Annotated in this window: 20 protein-coding genes; 15 read left to right on the top strand and 5 right to left on the bottom strand. The window is 57.0% G+C overall.

Annotated elements, in window-relative coordinates; all coding sequences use genetic code 11:
* Positions 1-12: 12 nt before the first annotated feature.
* Entirely contained in the window at positions 13-351 is a 339-nt protein-coding gene (locus tag ACR0B3_RS17690; RefSeq protein WP_480810204.1) for an STAS domain-containing protein, read from the bottom strand.
* A 101-nt stretch (positions 352-452) separates the two neighbouring features.
* On the opposite strand from ACR0B3_RS17690, the gene ACR0B3_RS17685 reads away from it, so the two are divergent.
* Entirely contained in the window at positions 453-1,625 is a 1,173-nt protein-coding gene (locus tag ACR0B3_RS17685) for a thiolase family protein (RefSeq protein ID WP_480810203.1), read from the top strand.
* Between the two features lie 75 nt (positions 1,626-1,700).
* Entirely contained in the window at positions 1,701-2,153 is a 453-nt protein-coding gene (locus ACR0B3_RS17680; RefSeq protein WP_480810202.1) for a GAF domain-containing protein, read from the top strand.
* Between the two features lie 11 nt (positions 2,154-2,164).
* Here ACR0B3_RS17680 and ACR0B3_RS17675 read toward each other — a convergent pair whose 3' ends face one another.
* Positions 2,165-2,449: a DUF1294 domain-containing protein gene (locus ACR0B3_RS17675; protein WP_480810201.1), complete on the bottom strand. Its 285-nt coding sequence runs from the start codon at positions 2,447-2,449 to the stop codon at positions 2,165-2,167.
* A 117-nt stretch (positions 2,450-2,566) separates the two neighbouring features.
* Here ACR0B3_RS17675 and ACR0B3_RS17670 point away from each other — a divergent pair, with 117 nt between their 5' ends.
* The 9 genes from ACR0B3_RS17670 to rarD all read left to right on the top strand — a co-directional run bounded on the left by ACR0B3_RS17670 (position 2,567) and on the right by rarD (position 13,177).
* Positions 2,567-3,136 carry a helix-turn-helix domain-containing protein gene (locus ACR0B3_RS17670; RefSeq protein ID WP_480810200.1) on the top strand — a complete coding sequence of 190 codons (570 nt, stop codon included), beginning with the start codon at positions 2,567-2,569 and terminating at the stop codon, positions 3,134-3,136.
* A complete protein-coding gene (locus ACR0B3_RS17665; RefSeq protein ID WP_480810199.1) occupies positions 3,136-3,759 on the top strand; it encodes a LysE family translocator in 624 nt (207 codons plus the stop codon). Before ACR0B3_RS17670 ends, ACR0B3_RS17665 begins: the two co-directional genes overlap by 1 nt.
* 132 nt (positions 3,760-3,891) lie before the next feature.
* The gene (locus ACR0B3_RS17660) at positions 3,892-4,149 is read left to right on the top strand and encodes a GFA family protein (protein ID WP_480810198.1); all 258 of its coding nucleotides are present in this window, start codon (positions 3,892-3,894) and stop codon (positions 4,147-4,149) included.
* Positions 4,150-4,164: 15 nt separating this feature from the next.
* Positions 4,165-6,612 (top strand): GcvT family protein, encoded by a 2,448-nt coding sequence (locus ACR0B3_RS17655; RefSeq protein WP_480810197.1) that lies wholly within the window; start codon positions 4,165-4,167, stop codon positions 6,610-6,612.
* 3 nt (positions 6,613-6,615) lie between these two features.
* Positions 6,616-7,668 (top strand): alcohol dehydrogenase family protein, encoded by a 1,053-nt coding sequence (locus tag ACR0B3_RS17650; protein WP_480810196.1) that lies wholly within the window; start codon positions 6,616-6,618, stop codon positions 7,666-7,668.
* Between the two features lie 14 nt (positions 7,669-7,682).
* Entirely contained in the window at positions 7,683-8,576 is an 894-nt protein-coding gene (locus tag ACR0B3_RS17645; protein ID WP_170761291.1) for a homocysteine S-methyltransferase family protein, read from the top strand.
* 11 nt (positions 8,577-8,587) lie between these two features.
* Positions 8,588-9,568, top strand: coding sequence for a GlxA family transcriptional regulator (locus ACR0B3_RS17640; protein ID WP_480810195.1), 981 nt, complete (start codon positions 8,588-8,590; stop codon positions 9,566-9,568).
* Positions 9,569-9,657: 89 nt separating this feature from the next.
* Complete coding sequence (locus ACR0B3_RS17635) at positions 9,658-12,111, top strand: GcvT family protein (protein ID WP_480810194.1); 2,454 nt, start codon at positions 9,658-9,660, stop codon at positions 12,109-12,111.
* 190 nt (positions 12,112-12,301) lie between these two features.
* A complete protein-coding gene (gene rarD / locus ACR0B3_RS17630) occupies positions 12,302-13,177 on the top strand; it encodes an EamA family transporter RarD (RefSeq protein WP_480810289.1) in 876 nt (291 codons plus the stop codon).
* On the opposite strand, the gene ACR0B3_RS17625 is transcribed toward rarD, so the two are convergent.
* Positions 13,174-13,878 carry an SGNH/GDSL hydrolase family protein gene (locus ACR0B3_RS17625; RefSeq protein ID WP_480810193.1) on the bottom strand — a complete coding sequence of 235 codons (705 nt, stop codon included), beginning with the start codon at positions 13,876-13,878 and terminating at the stop codon, positions 13,174-13,176. The two genes, rarD and ACR0B3_RS17625, sit on opposite strands and share 4 nt — an antisense overlap.
* A gap of 2 nt (positions 13,879-13,880) precedes the next feature.
* Positions 13,881-14,291, bottom strand: coding sequence for a nuclear transport factor 2 family protein (locus ACR0B3_RS17620; protein ID WP_480810192.1), 411 nt, complete (start codon positions 14,289-14,291; stop codon positions 13,881-13,883).
* Between the two features lie 97 nt (positions 14,292-14,388).
* On the opposite strand from ACR0B3_RS17620, the gene ACR0B3_RS17615 reads away from it, so the two are divergent.
* Positions 14,389-15,036 (top strand): RluA family pseudouridine synthase, encoded by a 648-nt coding sequence (locus ACR0B3_RS17615; protein ID WP_480810191.1) that lies wholly within the window; start codon positions 14,389-14,391, stop codon positions 15,034-15,036.
* 2 nt (positions 15,037-15,038) lie between these two features.
* On the opposite strand, the gene ACR0B3_RS17610 is transcribed toward ACR0B3_RS17615, so the two are convergent.
* Positions 15,039-15,230, bottom strand: coding sequence for a hypothetical protein (locus ACR0B3_RS17610; RefSeq protein WP_480810190.1), 192 nt, complete (start codon positions 15,228-15,230; stop codon positions 15,039-15,041).
* Between the two features lie 104 nt (positions 15,231-15,334).
* Between ACR0B3_RS17610 and ACR0B3_RS17605 the strand changes: the two genes are divergently transcribed.
* From ACR0B3_RS17605 to ACR0B3_RS17595, 3 genes are all read left to right on the top strand, one after another.
* Positions 15,335-16,027, top strand: coding sequence for a helix-turn-helix transcriptional regulator (locus ACR0B3_RS17605; protein ID WP_480810189.1), 693 nt, complete (start codon positions 15,335-15,337; stop codon positions 16,025-16,027).
* A 118-nt stretch (positions 16,028-16,145) separates the two neighbouring features.
* Positions 16,146-16,817 carry a YiaD family glycine zipper/OmpA-like lipoprotein gene (locus tag ACR0B3_RS17600; protein WP_480810188.1) on the top strand — a complete coding sequence of 224 codons (672 nt, stop codon included), beginning with the start codon at positions 16,146-16,148 and terminating at the stop codon, positions 16,815-16,817.
* A 96-nt stretch (positions 16,818-16,913) separates the two neighbouring features.
* Positions 16,914-17,456 carry an NAD(P)H-dependent oxidoreductase gene (locus ACR0B3_RS17595; protein WP_170725057.1) on the top strand — a complete coding sequence of 181 codons (543 nt, stop codon included), beginning with the start codon at positions 16,914-16,916 and terminating at the stop codon, positions 17,454-17,456.
* Positions 17,457-17,476 lie beyond the last annotated feature (20 nt).

The raw sequence follows: 17,476 nt of genomic DNA, 5'->3' as shown, positions 1-17,476 counted from the left end.
CCTTGCTGGTCGTCAGTCTGCGTCTGCGCGCATCGCCTCATCCAGCGATGCAAACAGCATGAACACGGTATCCATACGGGTCAGGCGAAACACTTTTTCGACGATCGGGCGCAGTCCGGCCAGATCCAATCGGCGCCCTTCGCCCAACTGCTTCATCGAGGCGACAATCGCCCCCAATCCGCTGGAATCGATGAATTCTACCGCTGATAAATCCAGCACCACCCGTTTTGCGTCGGTTTGAGTCGCTGCACGCATGTCTTCTTTGAATTGAATCGCCATTGCGGCATCGATCCGTTCGCAATTAACGGATATTACTTGTGTCTCGCCGGACATGTCGCTGCTGAGCCCCATGATCAACCGCCCTTCGCGTAGCAATTTGATGGTAGAAATACGCTAGACGGTAATTCTTACCATTCGGTATCCATGGTCTGGGAAGTATAGGGAGATTTCGGATGAACGAGGTTGTGATAGCAGGGGCCGCGCGTACGCCGATGGGAGGTTTTCAGGGCATGTTCGACGGCGTCGCTGCCGCGGATTTGGGCGGTGCTGCTATCCGTGCCGCGCTGGAGGGTGCGGGTGCCCAGACAGTTGATGAGGTGCTGATGGGCTGCGTCCTACCTGCTGGTCAAGGGCAGGCACCGGCGCGTCAGGCCGGGTTCGCCGCCGGTTTGGGAGAAGACGTGCCCGCCACGACACTCAACAAAATGTGTGGCTCGGGCATGAAGGCCGCAATGATCGCGTTTGACCAGATCGCGTTGGGCCATGCCCAAACCATGGTTGTAGGCGGGATGGAGAGTATGACCAATGCGCCCTATCTGCTGCCCAAGATGCGTGGTGGTGCCCGTATCGGTCATGGCCAGGTGGTTGACCACATGTTTCTCGACGGGCTCGAGGATGCCTACGACAAGGGCCGACTGATGGGCACTTTTGCTGAAGATTGCGCCGAATCCTATCAGTTCACGCGCGAGGCACAGGACGAATACGCTCTGCGATCGCTCTCCAACGCGCTTTCCGCGCAGGACGCCAGCGCCTTTGATCGCGAGATTACACCGGTCAAGATCCAGACCCGTAAAGGCGAGGTTGTGCTGGAGGCAGATGAGCAACCAAAATCAGCACGGCCCGAGAAAATACCCACGCTGAAACCAGCATTCCGCAAAGACGGAACGGTCACGGCGGCCAATTCTTCTTCGATCTCGGATGGCGCAGCGGCGCTTGTGCTTGCCTCGGCAGAGGCGGCGAAGCAGCAGAACTTGACTGTGCGTGCACGAATTCTTGGTCATGCCAGCCATGCGCAAGCGCCTGATCTATTCACGACTGCCCCGGTCCCTGCGGCGCAGAAATTGCTGGATCGTATCGGCTGGAAGAAAGAGGATGTCGATCTGTGGGAGGTTAACGAAGCCTTTGCCGTTGTGCCAATGGCTTTCATGCATGAAATGGGCCTGTCGCGTGACATCGTAAACGTGAATGGGGGGGCATGTGCGCTTGGGCATCCGATCGGCGCCTCCGGGGCGCGGATCATGGTCACTCTGCTCAATGCACTGGAGAAACGGAACCTCAAGCGCGGCGTGGCGGCAATCTGCATCGGCGGCGGAGAGGGCACTGCCATCGCGATAGAACGGGTTTGACGCCCCTTCGTTTTGCCAATACTTCGGGGATTTGTGGGCTGCGCCCTCAACTCTCCGGATGCAAGGTCTACCTAGATGACAGCCGACTACGACTCACTTGCCAAAACCATTGCAGCTCTGACCGAAGGCGAAACCGATGAGATTGCGCTGATGGCCACGATTGCATGCGAAGTGCATCATTCCGATGACCGTTTCGACTGGACAGGGTTTTACCGTGTGACAGAACCCGAAGTGCTGAAAATCGGACCGTATCAAGGGGGGCACGGCTGCCTTGTGATCCCTTTCGAGCGTGGAGTTTGTGGCGCGGCTGCCCGCACGGGACAAACGCAGTTGGTCCCGGACGTGGACGCGTTCCCCGGCCATATCGCATGTGCTACTTCCACAAAGTCTGAACTGGTATTGCCGGTTTGGGATGCGGACGGAAACGTGATCGCGGTCTTCGATATCGACAGCGATAAGCCCGATGCCTTTACCCAGGCTGATGCGAGTGCATTGGGGGCGATCCTTGCGGATGTATTCGCGCGCTAAGGGATTTGCTCCTATCGCAGCAGTGTTCCAAGATCGTGGGAAACCATCAAATAGCAAAGCCCTGCATGAGTCGCTGTGATGGCATAGAGCCACGCCGAGAAACTGCGTTTGCGTGTCTTGTGCCCGAAGATCCAACGCCCCAGTAGCGCGGCCATGCTGCCCCCCAGCGCCGCCATCCACAACAAGCGACGTTCAGGGATGCGCCGTTTTCTGCGGCGTGCATGCAACTTGTCCCAGCCAAAGGCCAGTAACGTCAGGGTGTTGATGGTCCAAAGGTAGATGACGGCAATCCACATGGGTCGTGAATAGCGAACAAAATTTCCGGGCCCAAGTGAAAAAATACTTGGAAATTTCACCGATTCAGGGCACCGTGAAAAAGTAAAGTAAATTTTCACGCCGACTCGGAGCTCAGATTGAACTCGCAAGCCCCCCACAGTGCATCACTAGGTGCTGACCTGCGTGCATTGCGCAAGGCGCGTGGGCTGACTCTGACCGAAATCGCCAATCGATTGGATCGGTCCGTCGGCTGGCTTAGCCAAGTCGAAAGAGACATGTCTGAGCCTTCGATTTCGGACCTGCGCCAGATCGCCGAGTGTTTGGGCGTACCGATGTCGATGCTGTTTGCCCATTCCGCCGCACCGGCAGAAGAGCAGGGGTACGTGGTTCGGGCCGGAACGCGCCGCCCAATGGGATCAGGCGAAGAAGGGCTGATCGAAGAACTGCTTTCGCCCGATCTGACCGACGATTTTGAGATGGTTCATTCCACATTCGAGCCGCGCTCGCAGATGCAAACACCGGCGAACCGGCCAACGCAAGAAGTGGGCTATATGGTTTCGGGTTGTCTGGACCTGACGATCGGCACGCGTAGTTTTCGCGTTGGTCCCGGCGACAGCTTCCGGATCAAGCACGAACCCTACACATGGTCCAACCCATTTGATGAACCCGCGGTTGCTGTTTGGGTCATCGCACCTCCGGTGTACTGATGAGTTTTGAGGCGTGGACCATATTTGCGCTGTTCTGGGTGGTTTTCGTAACCACCCCAGGGCCGAACGCGGTCAACTGCATCTCTAACGGGATGAGCCTGCCGTTTCCCAAAGCGATGTTGGGTGTGCTGGCTATTCTGACGCAGGCAGGTGCGTTCCTGATCCTGTCGGCCGTTGGGATCACAGCGTTGATTGCGGCCTCGCCAACGGGGTTCTTTCTGGCCAAGTTGGTCGGGGCAGGGTTTTTGATCTGGATGGGCATTCGCGGTTGGATGAACGCAGCAAAACCGGCTCCGGCGTCGGAGCGCCCGGCGCGGCATGTCTATTTGCACGCGTTGGCCGTCGCCACGATAAATCCAAAAAGCGTGGCCGGATACCTCGCTGCATTTTCGCAGTTCGTGCAGCCGGATGTTCCGATTTGGCAGCAGATGGTCGTGATCATGCCCACCGCTCTGGTCATCACCACGCTCAGCTATACCGGTTTCACCCTGCTGGGTGCGTTGATGGGCAAGGCCGCATTGGGTGCAGTGTTCAATATCTGGGTGCGCCGCGTGATGGCGACTTGTTTCATTGTTTATGGCGTTTTGCTGGGAGCCAGCTCAACGCCCACAGCGAGAGGGTAAAGCTATGCATAAGGGTTCCTGTCTCTGCGGTTCTGTCGCTTTTGCCATCGATGGTGAGCTCACCCCACCCCACCCAATGCCTGCCATTGCGGCCAGTGCCGCAAACAGTCGGGGCATCTGTGGGCGTCAACTGTGACACATCAAGACAATCTGAGCTTTATCAGCAGCGAAACGTTAGGCTGGTATCGCGCTTCTGACATTGCCAAGCGCGGATTTTGCCGCGCTTGTGGTTCGTTTCTCTTTTGGCAGCACAATGAAGAGGACACGATCGCAATTTCCGTGGGTTCGTTAGACGAACCCACCGGGTTGAAACTCGCCCAGCACATCTTTGTGGCGGATAAGGGCGATTACTATGACATCAAAGACGACCTGCCCCAGCGGGCACATTAATAGGGAACCAAACACATGAGTGATTTTCCAACCAAGGCCCGTGTGGTCATCATCGGTGGCGGTGTCATCGGCTGTTCGTCGCTTTATCATCTGGCAAAGAAGGGCTGGACCGATTGTGTCCTGCTGGAGAAGAACGAGCTGACGGCAGGCTCGACCTGGCATGCCGCGGGCAACGTTCCGACATTCTCGAATTCCTGGGCAATCATGAACATGCAGCGCTATTCGACCGAGCTGTATTCGCGCCTCGCGGATGAGGTCGACTATCCCATGAACTACCATGTCTCGGGTTCGATCCGTCTGGCGCACAGCAAAGAGCGGATGCAGGAATTCGAACATGCCATGTCGATGGGCCGCTATCAGGGCATCCCGATGGAGATGTGGACCCCCGAGCAGGCGAAAGAACACTATCCTTTCCTGGAAATCCACGACCTAGAAGGCGTGCTTTATGATCCAACGGACGGTGACATCGACCCGGCGCAGCTGACGCAGGCTTTTGCCAAGGGTGCGCGGGATATGGGGCAAAAGATTGTCCGCTTCTGCCCGGCAACCAATGTGACCCAGCATGATGATGGCACTTGGACAGTGCATACTGAAAAAGGTGACATCGCCTGTGACTATGTCGTCAATGCCGCCGGATATTACGCGCAGCGCGTTGGTGAGATGTTCAAGCCCTTCGGTGGCCGTACCGTCCCGGCCATGGTTATGAGCCATCAGTATCTACTGACCGATGAAGTGCCCGAAGTTGAGGCATGGTCAAAGGAACACGGCGGCAAGCTGCCTTTGCTGCGCGACGTCGATATCTCTTACTATCTGCGGCAGGAGAAGAATGGCTTTAACCTTGGTCCTTACGAGCCCACCTGCAAAGGCCACTGGATGACCGAAGATGATCCGATGCCTGAGGATTTCAGCTTCCAGCTTTGGAATGACGATCTGGACCGTATCGAGGACATCGTCACCGACGCGATGGAGCGTGTGCCTTTGATGGCAACCTCGGGTGTTGGCCGCGTGATCAATGGCCCGATCCCTTATGCACCCGATGGTCTACCGCTGATCGGCCCGATGCCTGGCGTTAGAAACGCGTTTGAGGCCCACTCCTTTACCTTCGGCATCGCACAAGGTGGTGGTGCAGGCAAGGTGCTGGCCGAATGGATCGTCGATGGACATACCGAGTGGGACATGTGGGCCGTCGATCCGCGTCGCTATACTGACTACACCGATCAGGACTATTGCAATCAGAAGGGCATGGAAGTCTATGGCAACGAATATGCCATGCACTTCCCCCATCACGAATGGCCCGCCGCGCGCGACAAAAAGGTCTCGCCAGTGCACGCCAAGGTCAAGGAACTGGGCGGCGTCATGGGGGTATACAACGGTTGGGAACGTGCCAATTGGTTCGCGCAACCGGGCGACGACACATCGCTGGAAGCCACCCACACCTGGGGCCGGTCCGGCCCGTGGGAGCAGCGGGTCAAAGAAGAATGTGAAGCCGTACGCGATCATTGTGGTGTGCTCGACCTGCCCGGCTTTTCGCGTTTCATGGTCAAGGGTGATGGCGCGGCCGAGGCTCTGCGCGGGTTGGTCACTGGGGGTCTACCCAAAGTCGGACGCATCAATCTGGTCTACATCTCGGATGATCGGGGCCGTATCTTGACCGAGATGTCCTGTCTGCGGTTGGGCGAAGATGAGTTCGTGATGATCACTGCAGCTACCGCTCAGTGGCATGACCGTGACCTGCTGATGGCCGTAATGCCCGAAGGCGTGTCTGTTGAGGACGTCACCACGACCCGCGACACGCTGATCGTCACTGGCCCGAAATCTCGTGAAATCCTTTCTAACTTGACGGATGCAGACTTGTCGCTGGGTTGGCTGACCCATCAGGCAGCAACCGTGGCTGGGCAACCGGCCTATCTGATCCGAGTTTCCTTTGCTGGTGAGCTGGGTTGGGAGGTTCACGCGCTGAACGAGCATATGCCCGCAATCTACGACGCAATTCTCGACGCTGGTGCCAAGCCATTTGGCATGTATGCGCTAAACTCGCTGCGAATCGAAAAAGGATACCGCGCGTGGAAAGGCGACCTGTCGACCGATTACTCGCTGTTGGAAGGCGGACTGGGACGGTTCGTCAAACTCGACAAGCCGCAGGACTTCCCGGGCAAGGCCGCGATTCTGAATGAAAAGCAGCAAGGTGTGAAGAAAGCCTTCGTTACTCTGACCGTGGATGCGGGTGACTGCGATGCGCCTTATATGTCTTGCATCTGGCAGAATGGCGAGATCGTCGGGGAGACAACCTCGGGTGCTTGGGGTTACCGCGTAGGTAAATCCATCGCATTGGGCATGGTCAAAGCTGAACTCGCCAACCCCGGAACCGCTTTGGAGGTCGAGATTTACGGTCAGAAGTTCCCGGCGGTCGTGCAGGAAGATCAACCCCTTTGGGATCCTTCCAACGAAAGGCTGCGGGCCTGATCCATGGGCGTGCCCAGCTTGATGCATGGTGTTTATCTGACCCGCCATGGCGGGTCAGACGCGCTGGAGTGGCGCGAAGACATACCCGTGCCAAAACCCGGCCCCGGTCAGGTGCTGGTTCGGGTCGCAGCGGCTGGGGTGAACAACACGGATATCAATACGCGTGTCGGTTGGTATTCCTCGGACGTGACCGGGGCAACAGATGCCGTCGATCAGGATGTGCAGGCCGGAGGTTGGGGCGGGGCGTTACAGTTCCCGCGCATACAGGGCGGTGATTTGTGCGGGATCGTCGAACTGGCTGATCCGACAACCGGATTCAAACCCGGCCAACGCGTGACCTGCCCGATCAACTTACCACGCCCCGGACCAAATAATCCGGCAGGGTTCATCGCGCTTGGCTCGGAAATTGATGGGGCCTTTGCGCAGTATTGTTTGGTCGACAGCAATGATCTCTATGACGTGACAGACTCGCCCTTGAGTGATGTCGAAATTGCAGCCATCCCTTGTGCCTTTGGAACGGCTGAAAACCTGTTGACCCGTGCTGGCGTTACGGCGGGTCAGAATGTGCTGATCACAGGGGCCTCAGGCGGAGTGGGCCTTGCTGCAGTCCAACTCGCAGCGCTTCGCGGGGCTCAGGTTTGGGGGGTAACTAGCGAGACCAAGGCGGATGTGGTCAAGTCGCAGGGTGCAACAGATACGTATGACCGCAACGCCCCGGTCCCAAAAGATATGTTTGATGTCGTCATTGATGTCGTTGGCGGTGCGGCATGGCCAGACCTTATTTTGGCTTTGAAACCCGGTGGGCACTATGCTGTATCCGGCGCGATTGCAGGCCCAATGGTCACTGCCGACTTACGCGATATCTATCTGCGCGACATCACAATCCATGGCTGCACGCAGCAGACGCCCGAGGTATTTGGTCGGCTCGTGGCGCTTATGAATGCGGGGCGGATCAAGCCTTTGGTCTCCAAGACCTACCCATTGCGTGACATCATACAGGCTCAAGAGGACTTTTTGTCCAAGACCTTGCCTGGAAAGCTGGTATTGGTTCCTTAAAAAAGGGGGAGCGAATGGCTGACATAACGCTATTGGACGGCTCAATCGGTCAGGAACTGGTGAAACGCAGTGGCGACCGGCCCACGCCGCTGTGGTCGACACGGGTGATGATCGACAAGCCTGACTTGTTAACCGAAGTCCATGCCGCCTATTTCCAAAGTGGTGCAACGATTGCCACAACGAACACCTACGCCATTCACCGTTCGCGTCTGGTGCGCGAGGGGATCGAAGATCAGATGCCTTTGCTGATTGAAACGGCCCTAACCCGCGCCGAACAGGCCCGTCATGACACTGGCGGGCGCATTGCGGGTGCGCTTGGACCGCTCTTGGCCAGCTACCGGCCCGACCTGAATCCGGATCCGCAAGACGCGGCAGAAAAATTCGCCGAGTTGGCTGGAATGATGGCAAACCGGGTCGATCTGTTCCTGATCGAAACAGTATCTTCGGTGTTGGAAGCCGAAGGTGCGCTACGCGGCACAGAGAAGTGCGGCAAACCCGTCTGGTTGGCCTTGTCGGTGATGGATGAGGACGGCACTCGTTTGCGGTCGGGTGAAGCTTTGGGGGATATTGCCCCACTGGTCGAGCAATTTGCCCCCGAAGCGGTTCTGATCAATTGCGCCCGGCCCGAGGCTATTCCTGCGGCATTGGGGATTATCGCAGATATGGGTTGCCCATATGGCGCTTATGCCAACGGATTTACGGGTATAAAGGATGGCTTCCTGAAGGATGCCCCAACGGTTGACGCGTTAGAAAGCCGCACGGATCTGGGCCCTGAAGCCTATGCGCAACATGCAATGGACTGGGTGGCGCAGGGTGCTACAATCGTTGGCGGTTGCTGCGAAGTCGGACCTGATCACATCAAAACACTTGCCGATCGTTTGCGCGCGGCCGGGCACAAGATTGTCTAAGGGGACCTCAGATGTCGGTCCGTGCCAAATCGGGACAATTGCAAGACAGCAGTCAGCGCCACTTTGATATTCTGGTTGCGCCGGGTTACGTACTGCTGGAACTGGCCTCGCTGGTCGACGTGTTGCGCATAGCGAACCGGGTATGCACGCATCCCCCGTTCACATTCACCTATCGATCCCGCAAGGGCGGGCCGGTTGAAAGCAGCAGCGGTGCGACCGTTTCCACCGAATCCATACCAGCACAGACCAAGGCAGATTACCTGTTCGTCATTGGAAACTCTGATCCGGATCAGCCAGAGCTTTCCTTGGGGCGTGTCGTGTCAGACTACACATATCGCGGTGCTCAGGTCTTTCTGCTGGCCGAAGCAGCAAGCCGGTACATCGATGAAAACGGCGCAGATCACATGGCAACCCATTGGGAGAACGCTTCTTTTTTGCGTGAACGCGGGGCACGGTTCGAAGCCAAGCTTTCAATCGCGACCGAGCAGGGCGCTGTTGTGACCTGTGCGGGAATGGAGGCAACGACAGATGTCGCACTGGCGGTGATCGGGCGGCATATCTCGGGCGCAGCCAAGATGACCGTCGCCGACATCATGCTGCATGAGAGCATTCGGGATTTTTCGTCGATGCAGCCATTTTCAGGGGCCCGAAAAACGGCCACGGGCGACGAAAAGCTGGATCAGTGCATCAAGTTGATGCAGGCCAATATCGAAGAGCCTTTGCCGATCAATCAGATCGTCGACATGTTGCACGTGTCAAACCGTTCGCTCGAACGCAAGTTCAAGGCCGTTTTCGGAACCACGCCGAACGGCTTTTATCGTGAGATGCGATTGGCCAAGGCCAACAACCTGCTTTTGAACACCACTATGAGTGTCCGGGAGATCGGACTGGTTTGCGGTTTTCCAAACGGATTTTCATCTGTGTATAAAAGCTTTTTTGGCGTCACACCCTTTGTCCTAAGGCGTAAAAAAAGGGGCGTTGAATATCGGTGATTTTTGCAATCGAGTTGACGCTTTTGACGCTTTCTTTGTCGCTCCATCATGGCAATTTGCGCCAAACCTGAGACATCGGAGTCATCAACATGGTTGATCTTCCCACCAAGGCCCGAGTGGTCATCATCGGCGGCGGCGTCATCGGATGCTCGGTCGCGTACCATCTAACCAAGAAAGGTTGGACCGATGTTGTTTTGCTGGAACGCAAGCAACTGACCAGCGGTACGACGTGGCATGCAGCGGGTCTGATCGCGCAGCTTCGCGCAACCAAAAACATGACCAAGCTGGCAAAGTATAGCCAGGAGCTTTATGGCTCGCTTGAAGAAGAAACCGGTGTTGCGACGGGCTTCAAGCGTTGCGGGTCGATCACGGTTGCTTTGACAGAAGAGCGTAAGGAAGAAATCTATCGCCAGGCCGCAATGGCCCGCGCCTTCGGGGTTGAGGTTGAAGAGATTTCAAATGAGCGTGTGCAAGAGCTTTACCCGCACATCAATCTTGATGGGATAAAGGGCGCGGTCTACCTGCCGCTGGATGGACAGGGCGATCCTGCAAACATCGCGCTTGCATTGGCCAAAGGTGCACGGCAGCGCGGTGGAATCGTCAAAGAACGCGTAAAGGTAACTGACATCGTCAAGCAGGGACGCACGGTCACTGGCGTCGATTGGGTTGCAGATGATGGCAGCGCCTCGGGTCACATCGAATGCGATATGGTGGTGAACTGTGCCGGTATGTGGGGTCATGAAGTTGGCCGTATGGCCGGTGTTAATGTGCCGCTTCACGCCTGCGAACACTTCTATATCGTAACAGAAAACATTGACGGCATGACCCAGCTGCCGGTGTTGCGCGTGCCGGATGAATACGCGTATTACAAGGAAGACGCGGGTAAAATCCTTTTGGGCGCGTTCGAGCCGGAATCGAAACCATGGGCGATGAACGGTATCCCGGATACCTTTGAATTCGACCAGCTTCAGGAAGATTTCGACCACTTCGAGCCGATTCTGGAAAAAGCCGTTGAGCGCGTTCCGCTGTTGGCCGAAGCTGGTATTCATACCTTCTTTAATGGTCCTGAATCCTTTACGCCCGATGACGCCTATCATCTGGGTCTTGCGCCCGAGATGGACAATGTCTGGGTTGCGGCAGGGTTCAACTCGATTGGTATTCAATCCGCAGGCGGTGCTGGAATGGCGCTGGCAGAATGGATGGATTCCGGCGAGAAGCCATTCGATCTGGGTGATGTGGATATCGGCCGCATGCAGCCATTTCAGGGCAACAAGCAGTACTTGTTTGAGCGCTCGAAAGAGACGCTGGGCCTGCTCTATGCCGATCACTTCCCGTATCGCCAAAAGGCGACCGCGCGTGGTGTACGCCGGACACCGTTCCATCACCACCTGCTGGAACAGGGTGCGGTAATGGGCGAACTGGCGGGTTGGGAACGCGCCAACTGGTTTGCCAATGACGGGCAAGCGCGCGAATATCAGTATAGCTGGAAACGCCAGAACTGGTTTGAGAACTCGGCCGCAGAACACTGCGCCGTGCGCGAGAATGTGGGCATGTATGACATGTCATCCTTCGGCAAGATCCGCGTTGAAGGGCCGGATGCCGAGAAGTTCATGAACTATATCGGCGGCGGCGATTACTCGGTGCCGAACGGCAAGATCGTTTATACCCAATTCCTGAACCGCGCAGGCGGGATCGAAGCTGATGTCACGGTTACGCGCCTGACCGAGACCGCCTATCTGGTCGTCACCCCGGCCGCGACCCGTCAGGCCGATCAGACCTGGATGATGCGCCATGCAGGCAATTTCAATGTGGTCATCACAGATGTCACCGCAGGGGAAGGTGTTCTGGCGGTCATGGGTCCGAATGCCCGCGCGTTGCTGGAAAAGGTTTCACCGGCTGATTTTACAAACGCGACCAATCCGTTCGGAACAGCGCAGGACATTGAGATCGGCATGGGCCTCGCCCGGGCTCACCGCGTGACCTATGTAGGTGAGCTGGGTTGGGAGATCTATGTGTCTTCGGACATGGCGAGCCATGTATTTGAAACCCTGTATGAGGCCGGGCAGGACATGGGCCTGAAACTCTGCGGCATGCATATGATGGACAGCGCGCGGATCGAAAAGGGATTCCGCCATTTCGGACACGACATCACCTGTGAAGATCATGTCGTCGATGCCGGGCTGGGCTTTGCTGTCAAAGTCGACAAGGGCAGCGATTTCATCGGGCGCGAAGCGGTGATTGCCCGCAAGGAAAGCGGACCCCAGAGCCGTCTGGTTCAGTTCAAGCTGACAGATGCTGAACCGCTGCTGTTCCACAACGAACCGATCATTCGCGATGGCGAATATGTGGGCTACCTGACGTCGGGCAACTATGGTCACACTTTGGGTGGTGCTATTGGGTTGGGTTATGTCCCGTCCGAAGGTGAAAAGGCGGCAGATGTCCTTGCCTCGACCTACGAGATTGATGTGTGTGGCGTAAAGGTGAAAGCCGAGGTTTCGCTGAAACCGATGTACGACCCGAAATCCGAACGCGTCAAAGTGTAATCAAATTGACGGGGCGTTTCGGCGCCCCGGTTCTATTCTTAAAGCCCCTCGACCCAGGCGTGACGTATCAAAATTCCTGATGATGCGCTTCACGGTTTTGAAGGTTCCCAAGCCTGTCTGACTTGCCGTAAAGAAACACGGTATCAGTCGGAGGCTCACTGTGGCAGACACCCCCATCCCACAAAACAACATGGACACGCCCAAAGGGCTGGTTCTGGCCGTGTCTGCGTATCTTCTTTGGGGGTTTCTTCCGCTTTACATGAAAGCGATGGAGCATATTGGTCCGATCGAAATTGTCGCTCATCGGGTTGTTTGGTCGATTCCGGTGGCCGGGCTGTTACTGATTGCACTTGGGCGAACCGGTGATCTGAAAGCTGCGTTGAGAAATCCCAAGATGCTGGGAATGGCGGCGATTACGGCTGCTCTGGTTTCTGTGAATTGGGCGATCTATGTCTGGGCGATCTCGTCAGGCCATGCGCTCGACGCTGCACTGGGGTATTATATCAACCCTTTGTTCAGTATCGCGCTGGGAGCGATATTGCTGCGCGAACCCTTGACCCGGACGCAACTGATTGCGGTCGGGCTGGCCGCTTTGGGGGTGCTGGTTTTGGTGTTTCAGGCAGGAAGCCTACCCTGGGCCGCCCTGGGCTTGATGATCAGTTGGGGGTTCTATGCATTCTTCAAACGCTCACTTCCGATCGGACCCAATCAGGGCTTTTTGCTTGAAGTGCTCATCCTGCTGATCCCAGCCCTGGCATACACCACTTGGCTGGGGTTCACTGGGACCGCACATTTTGGTGCAGCCACGTCCGACACGGCGCTTCTGGCGGGGGCGGGGCTGGTTACCGCAATTCCACTGTTGCTGTACGCCAATGGGGCCAAACTGGTGCGGCTGTCGACGATGGGTATCTTGCAATACATCGCGCCCACGATGATTTTCATCACCGCGATTACCTTGTTCGGCGAACATATTGATCGGGCAAGAATGATTGCATTTCCCCTGATCTGGGCTGCGTTGGTGGTGTATTCGATCCCGATGATCAGGCAAATTCGCTCTCAGACCTAGCGGATAATCCGAGCAATTTCTTTGGCCCAAATCGCATAGGTCTTGGGACTGGGATGATATCCATCTGGTGCGGCGAGCGCCGGGTCATCGGGTAAGTCTAGCGCCAGATGCGAGGCTTGCGGAAATCCAGCGGCCACCTTTTGCAACCCGTGATCCAGCCTTTCCGCTTGCTTGCCCAAAAACCAGGCTAGCGGTTGGGGCAATTCAGGAAAGCGTGCCATCTGGGGGACAGCGGTTACAACAACATGCCTTGCCCCGATTGGACCGGTCAACAGCTCCAACAACTGCGCTTGGCGGCGCTCAAAGGCTCGGCGCGTAACCGCGCGGGTCACGTCGTTGACACCCAGCGCGGTTACGACAACGTCAAAGTTCTCTGAGATACTTTGCAGCCGCTGGATCGTGTCTCGTGTGGTGTACCCTGTGGTTGCCTCGAGCCTCCACTCAACAGAATAGCGTTTGGTCAACTGGGTGACCAACTGCCCCGAAAGCGCCTGACTTTGGGTTCCAGCTCCTACTCCAGCCGCAGAGCTGTCGCCAGCGATCAAAAGGCGCAGCCTCGGACCGCGTCCAGCGCGCCCGTTGCGTGGACCTGATGGCTCGGGCAGAAAACGCGCGCTGCGCTTTACCGATTGGCCTTGAATGGCCAGCAGCGGCAAAAGCGGAATTCTCAGGATTTGATCTGCGGCGACAGGGAATGGCACCTTCAGTTTAGCGCCTCTTTGAACTTCAGAAAACGAGGATCCGTCGTGACCCGTGCCATCATAGCTTCACGTAGTGCACCAATGGTTTTGTACGGGCGCATGACAACCTCGAACTCCTGAATCAGCCCCTCAGCGTTCAGCGTGATCAGGTCGACGCCCACGGCATTCAACACACCGACCTTGCATTGAAACTCCAATGCCCAATCATTGCCATCGCCCATGACCCGGCGATACTGAAAATCCGAAAAGACCTGCCCCACATGGCCCAAAACGGCCGCGACGGGTTCGCGCCCCGTCCATGTGCTGTAATAGGTGGGTGGCGAAAATCGCACGTCCTCGGCCAGCAATTCATGGATCAGGTTTTCATCGCCTTTCGCAACGACTTCCTGCATTCGTTCGATTGTCGGGTGCATGCCGCGTTCCTTCTTGTTGGTCCAAGATTTGCTCAATCGTTTCATTCCGGCAAGGACGACGTTGCGGGAAGCAGAGGGCTGAGTTAGGCAGGCCGGCATGAGTGAGACCTATGATCCCCCGCAAACCCCTCTGGATGTTCTGTTTGAAGACACGCAATTGATCGTGGTGAACAAGCCCTCTGGGCTGCTGTCGGTACCGGGGCGGGGGACGCATCTGGCGGACTGCTTGCTTGCCCGCGTGCAGGCGGCGTTTCCACAGGCACTTTTGGTGCATCGATTGGATCGCGACACATCTGGCGTGATGGTGTTTGCTCAGACGCCACATGCACAACGACATCTTGGCCTGCAATTCGAGAACCGGCAGACCCGCAAGACCTATGTCGCGCGTGTATGGGGTGCGGTTAAGCCCAAAACCGGCACCGTAGATCTGCCGCTGATCGTGGATTGGCCCAACCGTCCGCGTCAGATGGTTTGCCATGAAACAGGTAAACCTGCGGTCACTGATTGGCGGGTGATCAAGTACGAGGGCGAGGCAACGCGGGTGCGTCTATTCCCCAAAACTGGCCGTTCACATCAATTGCGCGTGCACATGCAGGCAATGGGCCATCCGATCCTGGGCGATCCGTTTTACGCAGAAGGTGCAGCACGTGATTTCCCGCGGTTGATGCTGCATTCGGAAGAACTAAGGCTCAAGAATCCCGAGGGCGGGGTCTCGATGAAGTTCCGGGCCCCCGCCGAGTTTTGAATTCAGGCGCTGCTGGTCCAGAGTGTCTTCAGGTTTCCCAGCGAAAACCGCCTGGTCCGTTTGACTGGACGCCCGATCTGGCGTTGGCGTGTCGCAGCGAGTTCTCGCTCGATCTCAAATCCGCGCAAAACGTGGTCCTGGGACCAGCGGTCCAGTTTCAGGGTCATCATGACGTGATTGTCGAGGTAAGGCATGGTTGCTCTCCTGAATTGCAATTGAGCAATCTTCGCCCAACACTCCTGACACCACCCTGTCAGGGGGGTGTGCTAAGTTGTCAGCAGATCGTAAGGAGACCCGGATGCGCCGTTCGACCCGTCTTTTTGAAATCATTCAGATTTTGCGTGCAGCTGAAGCGCCCGTCACAGCTGAGGCTTTGGCCGCCAAGCTCGAGGTTTCGGTGCGCACTGTGTATCGCGATATTGCCGCGTTGCAGGCGCAGCGCACGCCAATCGAGGGCGAAGCGGGTGTCGGCTACCTGATGCGACGCGGTTATGACCTGCCGCCGCTCAATTTCGATGCTGAAGAGGTTGAGGCGCTCTGGGTTGGCTTATCAATGCTGGCCCGTACAGGTGACAGTACCCTGCAACAGGCGGCTGACCGCGTATGTCGTAAGATCGAGGCCTTGCGCGCGCCAGCGGACTGGCTTCAGGTCGCGCCTTGGGGCGCACCGATGGATGATCCGGAAAAGGGCTGCATACCTGTGGTGAACTATCGCGAAGCAATCCGGGATGAACGCAAAATACGCATCACCTATGTGAATTCTAGGGATGAGCGTACCGAGCGTACTGTGCGACCTGTCGCCCTTATCTACCACATTGAATGTACTATGCTCGCCGCGTGGTGCGAGTTAAGAAACGGGTTTCGCCACTTCCGTACAGATAGGATTTGGGCCTGCGAAATGACTGAGGATCACTTCTGCGGGCAAGGGGAACCCCTGCGTGCGATCTGGCAAGAGCAGAACACTTGGGATAGCTCTGCAGGGGCAGCTTGAATGGCGGGTATTTGCCTATTTCACTCAATTGTTGCTTGAGGCTCATTGTTCTCACCGTGTTATACTGCGCAGAACGAAGCAAACCCGGCAAACGGGTGCGTGAGCAGAAGGTGATTCCATGACGATTTCCAAATGTGTACTGACAGTCGGGTTGTGTTCGGCGCTGTTTCTGGGGGCGTGTACTGATCCGGGCACCCTTTCGGTGCAAAACGATCCCAACCAGAATGCCAAACAAGGCGCGTTGCTGGGTGGTTTGATTGGCGCGGGCGTGGGCGCGATTGCAAATGATTCCGACCCGCTGCTGGGCGCGTTGGCTGGTGGAGCGATCGGGGCCGCAGGCGGTGGTGTGATCGGCAATCAGCTTGATCGCCAAGCGGCCGAATTGCGGCGACAGCTGGCCAACGACGGGATTACCATCGTCAATGCAGGTGACCGTCTGATCGTCACGGTCCCAAATGACATCACCTTCGACACCGACAGCTCGACCGTGCGTCCAGCCTTGCGGGCTGATTTGGTGAAGGTGGGGCAGAATCTGGTCAACTACCCGAACTCAAACGTCCAGATCATCGGCCATACTGACAGTGACGGAGAGGCGTCGTATAACCTTGGCCTGTCCGAGCGACGTGCAAATGCGGTCGCTGATATTCTGCAGGCCAATGGTGTCAGCTATTCCCGTATCACCACGGTGGGGCAGGGTGAGAACAACCCGATTGCGTCGAACCTGACGCCTGAGGGCAAAGCCCAGAATCGTCGCGTCGAGATTGTGGTTGTACCAAGCGGCAACGCCTGATCGCGCGCTTAGCGCACAGTGACTGCGCGTCGCTGGGGCTTTGGCTCGGGGCGATCCCGGGCTAGGTAAGGGGAAACACCATAGCGGAGTTTCCCCATGTCTGATCCGATCCTTGTTGGCCTGTCCGGTTCGCTGCGCCGGGATGCGACCAATCGTAAGCTGCTGCGCGAAGCCGCACGTCTGTTCGAGCCTGGCACATTCATCGAGGCTGACCTGAACCTGCCCCTCTATGACGGTGATGTCGAAGTTGGCGAAGGTATTCCCGAAGCCGTACAGCTGCTGGCAGATCAGATTGCGCAGGCTGATGCAGTAATCATTTCGACACCGGAATACAACAAAGGCCCCTCGGGCGTGCTGAAGAATGCGTTGGACTGGGTCAGCCGGACCAGCGGTAAGCCATGGATGGACAAGCCGGTCGCCGTGATGTCCGCTGCTGCAGGACGCGCTGGGGGTGAGCGGGCGCAGATGATCCTACGATCGTTTATGGTGCCTTTCCAGCCCCGGATCCTGCAGGGGCCGGAAATCCATCTGGCCGACAGTTCGAACGAGTTCGATGCCGAAGGCCGGTTATCGAATGAGCGGTACGAACGCACTTTGCATACCTTGATGCAGAAGCTGCGGGCCGAGGCCGGGTTCTAACTCGCCCCGCTTGTGGCGCT

The organism is Ruegeria sp. CE9 (genome assembly GCF_056537425.1).
The sequence above is the reverse complement of the archived record's forward strand: the minus strand, read 5'-3'. Positions and strand labels throughout refer to the sequence as shown.